This window comes from Aurantiacibacter sp. KMU-128, from assembly GCF_056933515.1.
Genome location: NZ_JBXORT010000001.1, coordinates 889,020 through 902,752, shown reverse-complemented (window position 1 = coordinate 902,752; position 13,733 = coordinate 889,020). Strand labels below are relative to the sequence as shown.

The following is a 13,733-nucleotide window of genomic DNA, read 5'->3' as shown; positions in this document are numbered from 1 at the left end:
CAGCCAAACTCGGATGCTGGCGCTTCGGTCAGATCAGTGGCCATCCCAAGTCACCCCATCCTTAGCCCGCGTATCGACACTAAGCTCAAACACATCGGGCCGCGAGTAGTGGCCGTCGGTGTCGAGGCTTGCCAGGCCCTCGTCGCGCATTGAAAGGTCGAGCTCGGCGAACAGCGTCTCCTCGCCCTCGCCCGCTTGGGCGACAACGCTTGCATCGGGTGCGGCGATCAACGAGCCGCCGCGGTTGATCACGTCCGCCTCGATGCTCTCAATCAGCTCGCGACCCTCGACAGAGCCACCTGCCCGCTCCAGCCCGTCAAACACATCGTCCCTCGTCTGCACCAGCCCCGCCGCCAGCACGAAGCAGCGGCCTTCCATGGCGTAGTGGCGGCTGGCGATGGCGTAGCTTTCGCGCACGGTCGGCCATGCGGCGACGTGGACGCTTTCGCCCAGATTGTGCATCGCCGCGCGCGCCAAGGGCATCCAGTGCTCCCAGCAGATGAGCGAGCCGACATTGCCCCATTCGGCCTGATGCACGCCTAGCGTGGAGCCATCCCCGCGCATCCACACCAACCGTTCGCCATGGGTGGGCACCAGCTTGCGGTGGTCTAGCACCGGCAGTCCGGGGCGGAAGGTCATCTGGTTGTTGTAGAGGCTCGATCGCACCCGCTCATGCGCGCCGATGGAAATCACCGCGCCGCTGGCATCGCACAGCTCCTGCAAGGGCAGCAGCCGCTCGTCCCCCGGCACCACCGCCTGTTCGAGCAGGATCCGGTGCAGCGCCTTGCTGCCCGGATGATCCCACAAGGCCGCACCGGGAGCCTCGTCCAGCCACAGCGGATAGCCGCCGAGAAAAGTCTCGCCAAACGCCACCAGCTGCGCCCCGCCCTCCACGGCTTCGCGCGCGATCCGCACAGCCTTGTCGATCCCGTCCGAAATGGCGAGCGGCACCGGTGCGGCCTGACAGATGGCGACGTTTAGCTTGGTCATAGCGCGTGCTTAGGCCGAGCGGTCAGCCCCCGCAACCACCGCATCCTCCGCCGCCGCAGCCGCCACCGCCATCGCCGCCGCCATCACTGCCGCAACCGCCGCTGCCGCTATCGGCGCCCTGCTGCGCCTGCCGCATCGCGTGGAGCGGTTCGAACGGCGTGCCCACCAGCACGGCGGTGCCGAACAGCGCGACGGCAAAGCCGACCTCTGCGCCGCGCGGTGCGCTTTTCAGGCGGCTGGCGCGCTCCTGCGCCTCGGCCAGCGCCTGCTCTCCCGCCCGCGTGCGCGGGTTGAATTTGAGGAAACGGATGATGCCGAGCACCGTCACCAGCGCGGTCAGCATGACGAGGAAGCCCACCGCCTCCCCCTCTGCCGCGCCCGCCTGGATGCGGTAGAGGCCAAGCGCCACGAGGAAGGCATAGGGCAGCACGGGCAGCGCGCGGAATTGCAGGCGGTGTTCCGGCGCAATCAGCAGACCGCGCGCACTCAGTTCGCGGTCGAGCCGGTCGGCGTGATCAGCCAGCGAGGGCTTTGCCTCGCGCCAGGTGCCGCTGCCGATCTGCGCCAGCATACTGCGCTCGGCCTCGCTCTCGCCCTCCGCGCGCGGAGCCTTTACGATGTCCTTTTCCAGCGCCAGCAAATCGCCGCGCCCGAACAGCGCCGCGACCACGCTTTCGGAAAAGCGCGCCTTGCCGCCCGCGAGATAGGCCAGTGTCTCCGCCCGCTTGGGCACGCCGCCGCTGCCGTCGGGCCGCATAAAGGCAGGGATCCACCATCCGGCGATCACCGCCGCGACAATCAGGCCGATGTAAAAGGCGAGAAAATCCGCGCCCGAATAGGCCGAAAATCCGATTTCCATCACAGGCTCCTTCCCGCAAGAAATGCCACGATAACCACCAGGCCCAACGCCGCCAAGACCAGCCAGAGGCGGTGCTTCGGAAACGTCACTACATCCGCCGGGTTAACGCGGTAAGACAGCGGATCGCTGCCAAAGCGGCGCGCGGCGGGCGGCCAGATATCGGGCGGCGGTGGCTCGCCAAAGGCTGCCTCATAGGATGCCAGCGTCTGCGCATATTGTTCGTAATAGCGGCTGCGCTCCACCTGCCCGCCCGCCGTGGGGCCGTGGTGCAGCTCTGCGCCGAGCACTTCGGGGCAGAAGCGCTGCCAGTAATCGCGGCTGTAGGTCAGGTGCAGATGCCACGCCTGGTCGACCTGATCGGAGGGCGTCACCTCGTGCCCGGCGGTCAGGGCGAGATAGCAGAAGCGGTAATATTCGCGGATGACCCGATGGGCGAAGGCGGCAGGCCAGCGGTTCTCGCGCGCCAAGCGGTCGGCAAAGGAAAGCGCCGCGTCGCCGGGGCCGATGCGATAGCCCTCAAGCCGCGCCCAAAGCTGTGCATCGAAAGCCGTCACGCGGCTAGATATCGGCGAAATCGCTGCTCACCACAAGCCGCTGCGCATCCCATTCGGGCACCGCCTCCACGCGCATCGGCACCATGAAGGTCTTGCCGTCCCCGCGCTTGATCTCGATGATATCGCCCGCGCCAAAATTGCGCACATCCACCACCTCGCCCAGCGGCTCTCCGGTGTCGGCGACGGCGGCGAGGCCGATCAGGTCGGTATGGTAATACTCCCCCTCGCCCAACGGGGGGAGCGCGTCGCGCGGGACGGATAGGGTGGTGCCGCGCAATTTCTCCGCAGCCGTGCGATTTTCAACCTCGGCAAAGCGCGCAATCGCGCCGCCTTTGCTGTCGTCGCGCACCTTTTTGAGCGTGAGCGTGCCGCCGCCTTTGCTGAGCGCGAAGCTGGTATGCGCCTTGAACGCCTCCAGCCCCTCGCCGAACAGTTTGAGGCGGACTTCACCCGTTAACCCGTGTGCGCCGGTGATGGCGGCCAGAGTAATGGGTTTGTCTGTGCTTTCAGCCAAGGCTTTTGGACCCAAAACCCGTTCGCCCTGAGCCTGTCGAAGGGCTGTCCTTTCCTTGATGCATGGCACATCGTCAGAAAGAAAAAGCGATCCTTCGACAAGCTCAGGATGAGCGGAAGTTTGAGATCAGTCTTCCGACTTCTCTTCAGCAGCTTCCTCAGCAGGAGCTTCCTCGGCAGCAGGGGCCTCTTCGGCCGCAGCTTCTTCAGCAGGTGCTTCTTCAGCCGGAGCTTCGGCAGCGGCCTTGGCTTCTTCCTCGGCAGCCTTGGCGGCTTCTTCGGCTTCAGCGGCCTTGGCGGCCTTTTCCTCTGCGCGTTCCTTGGCAGCTTCGCCCGGTTCACCCTTCTTGGGGTTGTTCTTCGGCGCGCGCTCCAGAATGCCGGCGGCATCGAGGAAACGGTGCACGCGGTCGCTCGGCTGTGCGCCGACGCCAAGCCAGTACTTGATGCGCTCTTCGTTCAGGCTGACGCGGTTGGCATCATCCTTGGCGAGCATCGGGTTGTAGGTGCCCAGCTGCTCCAGATACTTGCCGTCACGCGCACGGCGGCTGTCAGCAGCCACGATGCGGTAATAAGGACGCTTCTTTGCGCCGCCACGAGCGAGGCGGATTGCGATTGCCATTGTAGATTACCTTTCGAGTTTAAACGTATGAATTGATGAAAATTACTTCTTGCCCAATAAATTCTGGATGTCGGGCGGAAGGCCGCCCATGCCACCGCCCATTCCGGGCAGTTGCGGCATTCCGCCACCACCGCCGCCGCCCGCGCCGAACATGGCGGCAAGGCCCTTCATGCCGCCCATCTTGCGGATCTGCTTCATCGCGCGGCCCATTTCCTGGTGCATTTTGAGGATCTTGTTCACCTCTTGCACGCTGCGCCCGCTGCCCGCCGCAACGCGCTTCTTGCGCTTGGCATTGAGGAGTGCAGGATTGGCGCGTTCCTTCTTGGTCATGGAGCCGATGATCGCGTCCATGTGGACAAGCGCTTTGTCGTCCATGCCGCTGGCCTGCATCGCTGCCTTGGCCTTTTTCATGCCCGGCATCATGCCTGCAAGCATCCCCAGCCCGCCCATGCTCTGCATCTGTTGCAGCTGCTTGCGCAGATCGTTGAGGTCGAACTTGCCCGCCATCATCTTCTGCGCGAGCTCTTCGGCGTCTTCCGCCTTGATCGTTTCGGCAGCGCGTTCGACGAGGCTGACGACATCGCCCATGCCGAGGATGCGGTCAGCCACGCGGCCCGGATGGAACCGCTCGATCGCATCGAGCTTCTCGCCCGTGCCGGCGAACTTGATCGGCTTGCCGGTGACGGCGCGCATCGACAGCGCCGCGCCGCCGCGTGCATCGCCGTCCATACGGGTGAGGACGACGCCGGTCAGCGGAACTTCATCGGTAAAGCTTTGCGCGACATTGACCGCGTCCTGACCGGTCAGACTGTCGACGACGAGCAGCACTTCGGCCGGATCGGCCTCGCCTGCGACAGCCTTCATCTCGGCCATCAGCGCTTCGTCAACGTGCAGGCGGCCTGCGGTGTCGAGCAGCAGCACGTCGATATTCTGCAGCTTGGCGGCGTTCAGCGCGCGCTTGGCGATATCGACCGGCTGTTGGCCGGGAACAATCGGGAGCGTCGCCACACCCGCTTGCTCGCCCAGCACGGCAAGCTGTTCCTGCGCTGCCGGACGGTTGACATCGAGCGAGGCCATCATGGCCTTCTTGCCCTCTTTGTCCTTCAGCAGCTTGGCGATCTTGGCGGTGCTGGTGGTTTTGCCCGAACCCTGCAAGCCAACCATCATGATGACGGCCGGCGGGGTGACGTTGAGATTGAGCGGCTGCGCCTCGCCCGCGCTGTCTTCATCGCCGCCGAGCATGGCGATCAGTTCGTCATTGACGATCTTGATGACCTGCTGGCCCGGCGTGACCGATTTGAGCACTTCCTGCCCGACGGCGCGCTCGGTAACGCGGTTGATAAAGTCACGGGCGACGGGCAATGCGACATCGGCTTCGAGCAAGGCGACGCGCACTTCGCGCATGGCGTCGCGCACGTCCTGTTCGCTCAACGCCCCGCGGCCGCGCAGGCGGTCGAAGACGTTGGACAAACGATCAGACAGCGTATCAAACATCCGCGTCGCTACTCCTCAATTTGACGTCCCACCCGACCCATATGGGGAGAAGGAAGCCAAATGCCAAAAACGCCGGCGGACGAAAACTCGTCGGCCAGCGTGCGATTCCGAAAGAGGAACCGTCTTGCCCTAACCAAAGCGCCGGACTGGATTGCCGCGTCGCTTCGCTCCTCGCAATGACGAGGAATATGTCTGAAATCCATTTCGTCAATTTGTGGTTCTGAGCGCCAGCGAAAATGGTGGGTTCGGAGAACCGGCGCGCAGCGGCCATTCAGGCCGTGAGCACCGGAAGCGCACGAAACCGCCATTTGCAGCAAGCTCAGGGCCACAAGGCGATGAAATGGTGGAGCCTAGCGGGATCGAACCGCTGACCTCAACACTGCCAGTGTTGCGCTCTCCCAGCTGAGCTAAGGCCCCATGCCAATTCTGTATGCACCCCAATGGGGCGCGGAGGCAGCCCTTTATGAGCGCGCCGCCCCCAGCGCAAGTGCAAAATCAGATTTCCTCGTCACCTTCGGCGTCGCCGGTGTCGACACCAAGATCATCATCGCCGCCGAGATCGACGTCATTGTCGGGCGAATCGCCGTCATCGTCGATATCTTCCAGATCGTCATCGGCCAGATCCGAATCGGCTTCTGCGTCTTTCTTCTTCTCTTCCTCGAACGGAATCGGCTGCTTGGACTTGAGCACGGGCTCGGGCGTCCATTCATTGCCGCATTCGATGCAGGTGACCGGGTCATCCTTGCCCAGATCGTAGAAGCGTTCACCGCATTTGGGGCAGTTGCGCTTTGCGCCCCATTCTGGCTTGACCATGTTACTCGTGTCCTTGGTTCGTCCGGACCGATAATCCGGGAAATTCGTATGCGATTTGCCAATAGGCGGATTCGCGAGGTGGCGCGCCTTGCCATAGCCCTATGGCACTGTCAAAGCCGCGTGCGGTTTCGATAGCTAGGTAAAGATGTGAGCCATTCCAATACCCCTTCGCCCAAACGCTTTGCCGCGCAAGGCGCGCTGACCGGGAGGATTGCCGTTCCGGGCGACAAATCGATCAGTCACCGCTCATTGATGCTGGGCGCTTTGGCGGTGGGCGAAACGCGGGTGACGGGCCTGCTCGAAGGCGAGGATGTGCTGGCGACCGCCGCCGCGATGCGCGCGATGGGAGCGACGATTGCGCACGAGGCGGACGGGACGTGGAGCATTCACGGCGTCGGCGTTGGCGGACTGCTCCAACCCGAAAGCGCGCTCAACATGGGCAATAGCGGGACGAGCACGCGGCTGCTGATGGGCCTCGTCGCGAGCCAACCGATCCGCGCCGTGTTCACCGGCGATGCGAGCCTATCCAAACGACCGATGGGCCGCGTGATTACGCCGTTGAGCCAGATGGGTGCATCGTTTGAAGCCTCGCCCGGTGGCACCCTCCCCCTGATGCTGCGCGGGATTTCGCCCGCCGTGCCGATTACCTACCGCCTGCCCGTCGCCAGCGCGCAGGTAAAAAGCGCAGTGCTGCTCGCAGGCCTCAACACGGCGGGCATCACCCGCGTGATCGAGCCGGTGCCGACCCGCGACCATTCCGAACGGATGCTGCGCGGCTTTGGTGCGAAATTGGAAGTAGGCGAGGAGAATGGGGAGCGCGTAATCGCCATTCACGGCGAGGCTGATCTCCAGCCACAGACCATCACCGTGCCGGGCGATCCCTCTTCCGCTGCCTTCTTCACCGTCGCCGCACTGCTGGTGCCGGGGAGCGACCTTGTGATTACAAATGTCGGCCTCAATCCTACCCGGGCCGCGCTGTTCGACGTGCTGCGCGATATGGGCGGGAGCATCGAAGAACTGGATCGCCGCGAAGTCGGCGGGGAGCCGGTGGCGGATTTGCGCGTGCGGCACTCGGCGCTGACCGGTGTCGAGGTCGATCCGGCAGTTGTGCCCGCGATGGTCGATGAATTTCCCGTCGTGTTCGTTGCTGCGGCTTTGGCGCAAGGCACCACCACCACCAGCGGCCTCGAAGAACTGCGGGTGAAGGAAAGCGACCGCATCACCGCGATGGCAAACGCGCTGACCTTGGCGGGCGCGCGTGTCGAAGAGCGCGAGGATGGCCTGGTGATCGAAGGCACCGGCGGCGATCCCCTCCCCGGCACGCCGGAAGGCGCAAGCGTAGTGACGCATCTCGACCACCGTATCGCGATGAGCATGGCGGTGGCAGGCCTCGCCAGCCGCAACGGGGTGGAAGTGGACGACACCTCCCCCATCGCGACGAGTTTCCCGACGTTCGAGGCGCTTCTGGCGGAGGCGGCGGCTGGGTAATTTTTGTTTGCCGTCATGCTGAACTTGTTTCAGCATCCATGCCAGATCGCTTGGCACTGCTTGCATGGCAGAAATGGACCCTGAAACAAGTTCAGGGTGACGACAGGGGGATTGGCCGATGAGAGTTGGATATTTGGCAATCGCGTGCACTTTGGCTAGCTGCTCAAGCATATCCGTTCCCGAACCGGCGGCTGAGACGACGCCGAGCCAGACTCTGACCGTTGAAGAGGAATTCTGGCCTGATGGCGTCTACACGCCGTTGCCGGTCCAGGCCCGTGTTGATCAAAGCTTTTCGAACATTCCAATCGAAACGCCTCAGGAGGAAGTGCAGAGCAGGCTAACCCAAATCTTGCGAGATAATTGCGCCGAATTCGAGGAATGCCAATGGGGAGATGACGCCGGCGTACGGCACTACTTTTTCGGCTCCAGCCAACGAGGGTCTCTGCTCGTCGTTAAAAGCGTTCACGCCGAAGATTTCGACAATCGCCCCATATCGGCGCTCGGAATTGGTATGGCTCGGTCGCAGGACGAGGTAATCGCAAACGTCGAGGAATTTCTCGGCGATACCGAACTTGTCTTCTACTCCTCTAACTACTGCGAGGCTACGCTTGGGCCCGGATGGATACGCATCTGGTTTGACGAAGACGGGATGCTGCGCGAAGCCCGCTTTGACGGCTACCACTTCACATGACCACCCCGCTCGACATCTACTCGATCATCGGATTTTTCGGCACTGCCTGCATTATCGGGGCCTATTTCTATCTCACGGCGGTGGAGAAGCCGAATCCGTGGGTGCTCCACGGCACCAATCTCACCGGTGCGGCGCTGCTGACCATCAGCCTGCTCGTCCACACCAATTGGCCGAGCCTTGTGCTTGAAGGGTTCTGGGCGGCTATTGCCTTGTGGGGGCTGTGGAAGGCATGGTCTGCGCATCGCTCCAAGCAGCAGAATAAGGGAGATTCGGCATGAAATGGATCGCGGCCTTTGCGGCACTGGCCTTCGCCACCCCGGCAGTCGCCCAAGCGGATGATCCGCTCGACTGGTCCGCGCCCGATCAGGAATTGCGCGTCGCGGTTGATGGCGGCGAGGTGTGGGTGCGGGTCAATGGCGATCTGGAAGCCGAGGCCGCGCCCGCGATCTTCATCCACGGCGGCCCGGGCGGCACGCACACCGTGTTCGGCGGCCTCCTCAGCATGGCGGACGAGCGCGCGGTGATCCTTTACGACCAGCTCGGCAGCGGAATGTCCGACCGCGGCGGCGATCCTGCCACCTGGGGCGTGGAGCGGTTTGTCGACGAGCTGGAAGCGATCCGGCAGGCGCTCGGCGTGGAACGCTGGCACGTCGTCGGGCATAGCTGGGGCGCGGCGCTGGCGCTGGAATATGCCGCCGCCTATCCGCAGCACACCGCCTCCGCCGTGCTCGGCGGCACCTATATCTCCACCCCGCACTGGATCCTCGGCACCAATCTGCTGATCCGTGACCTGCCCGACAATGTGCGCGATACGCTGATTGCGTGCGAAGCGGGGCGCGCGCAGCCGGGGATGAACTGCGATGCGGCCACCGCCGCATTCTACCGCGCCTATAACGGCCGCGCCGACAGCCCGCCGCTCTCGCCCGCCGCGCGCCGCTATTTCGGGCAGTATAACGGGCGCGGGTTCAACGGGCAGATTTACAACACGATGTGGGGGCCGAGCGAGTTTTCCGCGCGCGGCACGCTGGTTGGCTATGACGGGACGCCGCTGCTCTCGCAGGTCGATGGCAGCCGCATCCTGTTCATGATCGGCCAGTATGACGAAGCGCGGATCGATACGGTGCAGGATTTCCTGACGCTGACGCCGGGTGCGGAATTTGCCGTGGTGCCGGGCGGAAGCCACTCCTTCCCGATGGAGCGCCCGGTTGAAACCGAAGCGATCCTGCGCGCGTGGCTGGCGCGGAAGGATTGAGCGGTGCTGATTGCCGTCGATGGCCCCACCGCTTCTGGCAAAGGCACTATCGCCAAGGCGCTCGCGGCGCATTTCGGCCTGCCGTGCCTCGACACCGGCCTGCTTTACCGCGCGGTGGGTTATCAGGTTGAGCAAGCGGGCGGTGATGCCGATAACGCAGCGGACGCGCTGGCGGGCTGCGACTTTCCCGACAGCCTGCTCGCAAACCCTGAACTGCGCAGCGAAGCGACCGGCGGGTTGGCCAGCCGCGTCTCGGTGCATCCCGAAGTGCGCGCGGCGCTGCTCGAACGCCAACGCGCCTTTGCGCAGCAGGAAGGTGGCGCGGTGCTGGACGGGCGCGACATCGGCACGGTGATTGCGCCCGATGCGGACGTAAAGCTCTTCATCACCGCCAGTGTGCAGGCGCGGGCCAAGCGGCGCTGGCTCGAAATGCAGGGGCGCGAGATGGAAATCACGCTCGACGAGATCGAGCACGATATCGCCCTGCGCGATGCCCGCGATACGGGTCGCAAGGATGCGCCCTTGCGGATTGCGCCCGATGCGCGGGTGATCGACACCACCGCCCTCGGCAAAGAGGAAGCGATTGCCGCAGCGATTGCAGCGGTGGAACTCGCGCGCGACTAGCGCGACTAAACAACGGCGCTTTTCGTCCTCGCCGGGAACTGGCGCAGCACTAGCGCGCGGAAGCGCGGGTCAACCGCCATTCCCAGCAAAGCCGCAGCGCCAATCGCCGCCGCCAGCGCGCCGCTCCAGCCCAGCCCCGCCCCCACCAGCAGGAGCAGCAGCGGATAATGCAGCGCGTAGAGCGGGAAGGAGAGCCCGCCCAGCAGCCGCGCGGTGCCGCTCTCGCCCATCGCCAGCACGGCAAGCACCAGCAACGGGTGAACGATCAGCACAAAGGCAATCTCCCCCGCCCCGCTCAACCATTCCGGCCACAGCGCGAGCGCCAATACGTAGAACAGCACCGCCGGCCAAGCGGCGCCCGCAGGCAGCCACACACGGTCACGGTTCCAGCGCCACAGCGCCACGCCAAGGCAATAGGACAGCAGCACACGCGGCAGGCCGAGCAGCGTGCCGACATCGAGCCCGCGCACTTCCATCAGCGGCAGCAGCACCAGCGCGCTCACCGCCACCACGGCCAGCAGCTTGGTGACAGAAATGCGGTGCAGCCACGCCGCGTGGATCATGTTGGCGACGATCTCGAAAAAGATCGTCCAAGCGGGTGGATTGAACAGGATCACCAGCCCCACCAGCGGCAGGATCGCCAGCCCGGCAGCGAGATTGAGCGCGAGTTCGCCCGGGGCCATGCCGTCGATTGCAAAGTAAATCGCCCCCAACGCCACCCCGCAAGCGACAGGTGCCCACAGGCGAAGATAGCGTTGGCGGGTGAAATCGAGCGTGCGCGGCATCCGCCCTTCATAGGTGCGCGCCAGCACATAGCCCGAGAGCAGGAAGAACAGATCGACCGCGAGATAGGCCTTGTGGAACAGCCCCGACGCCGCCGAAGGGAAGTCTGCAATAAAGTCCGCATGAAACCACGCGACCAACAGCGCCGCAATGCCGCGCACCAGTTCCAGCCCGTGCAGTCTTCCCGTCATGGGAAACGGGCTAGCGACTTATGGTAAAGTTAGCGTGAAACGCTCAGCTCGCCGCGCGGGGAGCCATCAATGCGTCGACGTCGCCCTTTAGCCCCTTGGCCAACCCCAACGCCCAAAGCGCCTCCACCGTCATAAACAGCGGGCCGTGCAGCAAGCCGCGCAGGTCGTCCATGAAGGCGGGCTTGCGGCCTTCGTAATAGTGGCCGACGAACTGGAACGCCCAGCCCACGACAAACAGGCCGATCCCGCCGCCAATCCATGCCGTCGTGGAGATCGCGGCGATCTGCGCGCCCACAGCATAGAACAGAGCCAGCAGCGCCGTCATCAGCAGGCCTGTCTTCGTATCGAGCCGGAGATACCACACCGCTGCCAGCACATTCACCACCAGCGCGGGCGTCAGCGCCATGCCCGGCAGCGGAAGGCCCAGAGCAGGCCGGGCGAGCAGCACGTCGAGCGCCAGCACGATCATCGGCACGCCCACCGCATGGGTCAGCACGTTGCGGTGGTCGCGGTGATATTCGCCGTAGCTGGCGAGCGTTTCGGCCAGGGTCATGCCTCTCTCCTTATGCGCGGACTTTCCTACAGAATATCGCGCAGTGCAAGGCTTGCCATATGATCCGTCAGCCATGCCTTGCCCCCCGCTCATCCGCAGCCGGAAAGCGCCCCACCGTTTTCTCCTCAGGACAGTGTAACAGGTGTAACAGGTTCGTTGGATTTGCGCCCGCCCGCCTCCTGCACAGCCCGCCCCAAACCGCTTGCCTTTCGCCGCCCTTTCGCCTAGGCGCGCCCCCGTTCCTTGCATCTCCCGATGGAAAGAACCCGGGCGGCGGCATTCGGCCCCGCACGGATGTCGGCCTCTTGCCCCGGACGGCTCGCAATAGTGCGCAGCAGGCGGGAAAAGACCCCGGTAAAACCGGTGGCCGGTAGCAAACATGAACGAGGAAACTCACACCTATGGCAACTTCTGCCAACCCCACCCGCGATGATTTCGCGGCCATGCTCGACGAACAGCTCGGCGGCGCCGATGGCGGCTTCGAAGGCCGTGTCGTCAAGGGCACCGTCACCGCCATCGAAAACGGCATGGCGATCATCGATGTCGGCCTTAAGAGCGAAGGTCGCATCTCCCTCAAGGAATTCAGCCGTGGCGATGACGATCACGGCCTGACCGTCGGTAGCGAAGTCGAAGTCTTCGTTGACCGGGTCGAAAACGCCGATGGCGAAGCCATGCTCAGCCGCGACCGCGCCCGCCGCGAAGCCGCGTGGGACAAGCTGGAAAGCGAATTCGGCGAAGGCAAGCGCGTCGAAGGCCGCATCTTCGGCCGCGTCAAGGGTGGCTTCACCGTCGATCTCGACGGCGCCGTGGCCTTCCTTCCCGGCAGCCAGGTCGATATCCGCCCCGTTCGCGATGTCGGCCCGCTGATGGATATGCCGCAGCCGTTCCAGATCCTGAAGATGGACCGTCGCCGTGGCAACATCGTCGTCTCGCGTCGTGCCGTGCTGGAAGAAACCCGCGCCGAACAGCGCAGCGAGCTGATCGACAAGCTGGCCGAAGGCCAGATCACCGATGGCGTCGTGAAGAACATCACCGATTACGGTGCCTTCGTTGACCTCGGCGGCATTGACGGCCTGCTGCACGTCACCGACATGAGCTACAAGCGCGTCAACCACCCCAGCGAAGTGATCGAAATCGGCCAGACCGTGACCGTGCAGATCATCCGCATCAACTCGGATACGCAGCGCATCAGCCTCGGCATGAAGCAGCTGGAAAGCGATCCGTGGGAAGGCGTCGGCGCCAAGTATCCGGTGGGTGCGAAGGTCTCCGGCCAGGTTACCAATATCACCGAATACGGTGCCTTCGTGGAACTGGAAGCCGGCATCGAAGGCCTCGTCCACGTTTCGGAAATGAGCTGGACGAAGAAGAACGTCCACCCCGGCAAGATCGTCTCGACAAGCCAGGAAGTCGAAGTGCTGGTGCTGGAAGTCGATGCCGACAAGCGTCGCATCAGCCTTGGCCTCAAGCAGGCACAGCGCAATCCGTGGGAAGAGTTCGCCGAAGCCAATCCGGTGGGTGCAACCGTTACCGGCGAAGTCAAGAACGCGACCGAATTCGGTCTGTTCATCGGCCTTCCGGGCGACGTCGACGGCATGGTGCATATGTCGGACATCGCATGGGGCATTTCGGGTGAGGATGCCCTCGCTCTCCACCGCAAGGGTGAAGAAGTGCAGGCCGTTGTTCTCGATGTCGATATCGAGAAGGAACGCATCAGCCTCGGCATGAAGCAGCTTGAGAAGGGTGCTCCGGCAGAAGGCGGCGCTTCGGACAGCCTGCGCCGTGGCCAGGTCGTCACCGTCACCGTGCTCGAAGTCCGCGATGGCGGCCTCGAAGTGCAGGTGGGCGAGGATGGCGCGACCGGCTTCATCAAGCGCAGCGACCTCGGCCGTGACCGTGACGAGCAGCGCCCTGACCGGTTCCAGACCGGCCAGAAGGTCGATGCCATGGTCACCGGTTTCGACCGTTCGAAGAAGCCCAACTTCTCGATCAAGGCGCACCAGATCGCCGAAGAGAAGGAAGCGGTTGCACAGTTCGGCTCCGCCGATTCGGGTGCATCGCTGGGCGACATCCTCGGTGCTGCGCTGAAGAAGGGCGAGTAAGCTTTCCGTTGGCGCTCGCCCATCCGGGCGAGCGTCCTCGGTGCTATTCGCTCCGCCGGGCTTCGTCCGGCTGCGCGGCACCTGCGGTCGGCCAGTCGGCCTCTGTCGGTAGCTTTCAGCGACCGATGATTGCAGCGATCAGGAAAGGCCCGTCTGCGAGAAACGCAGGCGGGCCTTTCCTACATCTGGGGGATGTGTAAGCTGGCG

Annotated in this window: 15 protein-coding genes and 1 tRNA gene; 6 read left to right on the top strand and 10 right to left on the bottom strand. The window is 64.0% G+C overall.

All coding sequences use genetic code 11. The annotated features are described in order from the left end of the window. Window positions 1–33: 33 nt before the first annotated feature. The 8 genes from ACS0VV_RS04590 to ACS0VV_RS04555 form a co-directional block, all read right to left on the bottom strand. On the bottom strand, window positions 34–990 hold the full coding sequence (locus ACS0VV_RS04590; protein WP_483531547.1) for a carbon-nitrogen hydrolase family protein: 957 nt from the start codon (window positions 988–990) through the stop codon (window positions 34–36). A 22-nt stretch (window positions 991–1,012) separates the two neighbouring features. Further along, window positions 1,013–1,849: a TIGR04222 domain-containing membrane protein gene (locus tag ACS0VV_RS04585; RefSeq protein ID WP_483531546.1), complete on the bottom strand. Its 837-nt coding sequence runs from the start codon at window positions 1,847–1,849 to the stop codon at window positions 1,013–1,015. Further along, window positions 1,849–2,403 carry a glycine-rich domain-containing protein gene (locus ACS0VV_RS04580; protein ID WP_483531545.1) on the bottom strand — a complete coding sequence of 185 codons (555 nt, stop codon included), beginning with the start codon at window positions 2,401–2,403 and terminating at the stop codon, window positions 1,849–1,851. Before ACS0VV_RS04580 ends, ACS0VV_RS04585 begins: the two co-directional genes overlap by 1 nt. Before the next feature lie 4 nt (window positions 2,404–2,407). Next, complete coding sequence (gene rimM / locus ACS0VV_RS04575; RefSeq protein ID WP_483531544.1) at window positions 2,408–2,917, bottom strand: ribosome maturation factor RimM; 510 nt, start codon at window positions 2,915–2,917, stop codon at window positions 2,408–2,410. A gap of 126 nt (window positions 2,918–3,043) precedes the next feature. Continuing rightward, the gene (gene rpsP / locus ACS0VV_RS04570; protein WP_483531543.1) at window positions 3,044–3,538 is read right to left on the bottom strand and encodes a 30S ribosomal protein S16; all 495 of its coding nucleotides are present in this window, start codon (window positions 3,536–3,538) and stop codon (window positions 3,044–3,046) included. A gap of 42 nt (window positions 3,539–3,580) precedes the next feature. Then, the gene (gene ffh, locus ACS0VV_RS04565; RefSeq protein ID WP_483531542.1) at window positions 3,581–5,032 is read right to left on the bottom strand and encodes a signal recognition particle protein; all 1,452 of its coding nucleotides are present in this window, start codon (window positions 5,030–5,032) and stop codon (window positions 3,581–3,583) included. A gap of 341 nt (window positions 5,033–5,373) precedes the next feature. Further along, window positions 5,374–5,449: transfer RNA gene (locus ACS0VV_RS04560), tRNA-Ala, on the bottom strand. Between the two features lie 78 nt (window positions 5,450–5,527). After that, window positions 5,528–5,845 carry a TIGR02300 family protein gene (locus tag ACS0VV_RS04555; protein WP_483531541.1) on the bottom strand — a complete coding sequence of 106 codons (318 nt, stop codon included), beginning with the start codon at window positions 5,843–5,845 and terminating at the stop codon, window positions 5,528–5,530. 147 nt (window positions 5,846–5,992) lie between these two features. Here ACS0VV_RS04555 and aroA point away from each other — a divergent pair, with 147 nt between their 5' ends. The 5 genes from aroA to ACS0VV_RS04530 all read left to right on the top strand — a co-directional run bounded on the left by aroA (window position 5,993) and on the right by ACS0VV_RS04530 (window position 9,900). Beyond that, entirely contained in the window at window positions 5,993–7,333 is a 1,341-nt protein-coding gene (gene aroA / locus ACS0VV_RS04550; RefSeq protein ID WP_483531540.1) for a 3-phosphoshikimate 1-carboxyvinyltransferase, read from the top strand. Window positions 7,334–7,844: 511 nt separating this feature from the next. Further along, window positions 7,845–8,024: a hypothetical protein gene (locus ACS0VV_RS04545; RefSeq protein WP_483531539.1), complete on the top strand. Its 180-nt coding sequence runs from the start codon at window positions 7,845–7,847 to the stop codon at window positions 8,022–8,024. Further along, a complete protein-coding gene (locus tag ACS0VV_RS04540; protein ID WP_483531538.1) occupies window positions 8,021–8,302 on the top strand; it encodes a CBU_0592 family membrane protein in 282 nt (93 codons plus the stop codon). The genes ACS0VV_RS04545 and ACS0VV_RS04540 overlap by 4 nt, the downstream gene beginning before the upstream one ends. Then, entirely contained in the window at window positions 8,299–9,276 is a 978-nt protein-coding gene (locus tag ACS0VV_RS04535) for a proline iminopeptidase-family hydrolase (RefSeq protein ID WP_483531537.1), read from the top strand. The genes ACS0VV_RS04540 and ACS0VV_RS04535 overlap by 4 nt, the downstream gene beginning before the upstream one ends. Before the next feature lie 3 nt (window positions 9,277–9,279). After that, the gene (locus ACS0VV_RS04530; RefSeq protein ID WP_483531536.1) at window positions 9,280–9,900 is read left to right on the top strand and encodes a (d)CMP kinase; all 621 of its coding nucleotides are present in this window, start codon (window positions 9,280–9,282) and stop codon (window positions 9,898–9,900) included. Window positions 9,901–9,905: 5 nt separating this feature from the next. On the opposite strand, the gene ACS0VV_RS04525 is transcribed toward ACS0VV_RS04530, so the two are convergent. Together ACS0VV_RS04525 and ACS0VV_RS04520 are read right to left on the bottom strand one after the other, a co-directional pair. After that, the gene (locus ACS0VV_RS04525) at window positions 9,906–10,874 is read right to left on the bottom strand and encodes an acyltransferase family protein (RefSeq protein WP_483531535.1); all 969 of its coding nucleotides are present in this window, start codon (window positions 10,872–10,874) and stop codon (window positions 9,906–9,908) included. Between the two features lie 43 nt (window positions 10,875–10,917). Then, entirely contained in the window at window positions 10,918–11,427 is a 510-nt protein-coding gene (locus ACS0VV_RS04520; RefSeq protein ID WP_483531534.1) for an Mpo1 family 2-hydroxy fatty acid dioxygenase, read from the bottom strand. A 401-nt stretch (window positions 11,428–11,828) separates the two neighbouring features. Between ACS0VV_RS04520 and rpsA the strand changes: the two genes are divergently transcribed. After that, window positions 11,829–13,526: a 30S ribosomal protein S1 gene (gene rpsA / locus ACS0VV_RS04515; RefSeq protein ID WP_483531533.1), complete on the top strand. Its 1,698-nt coding sequence runs from the start codon at window positions 11,829–11,831 to the stop codon at window positions 13,524–13,526. The last annotated feature ends 207 nt before the right edge of the window (window positions 13,527–13,733 follow it).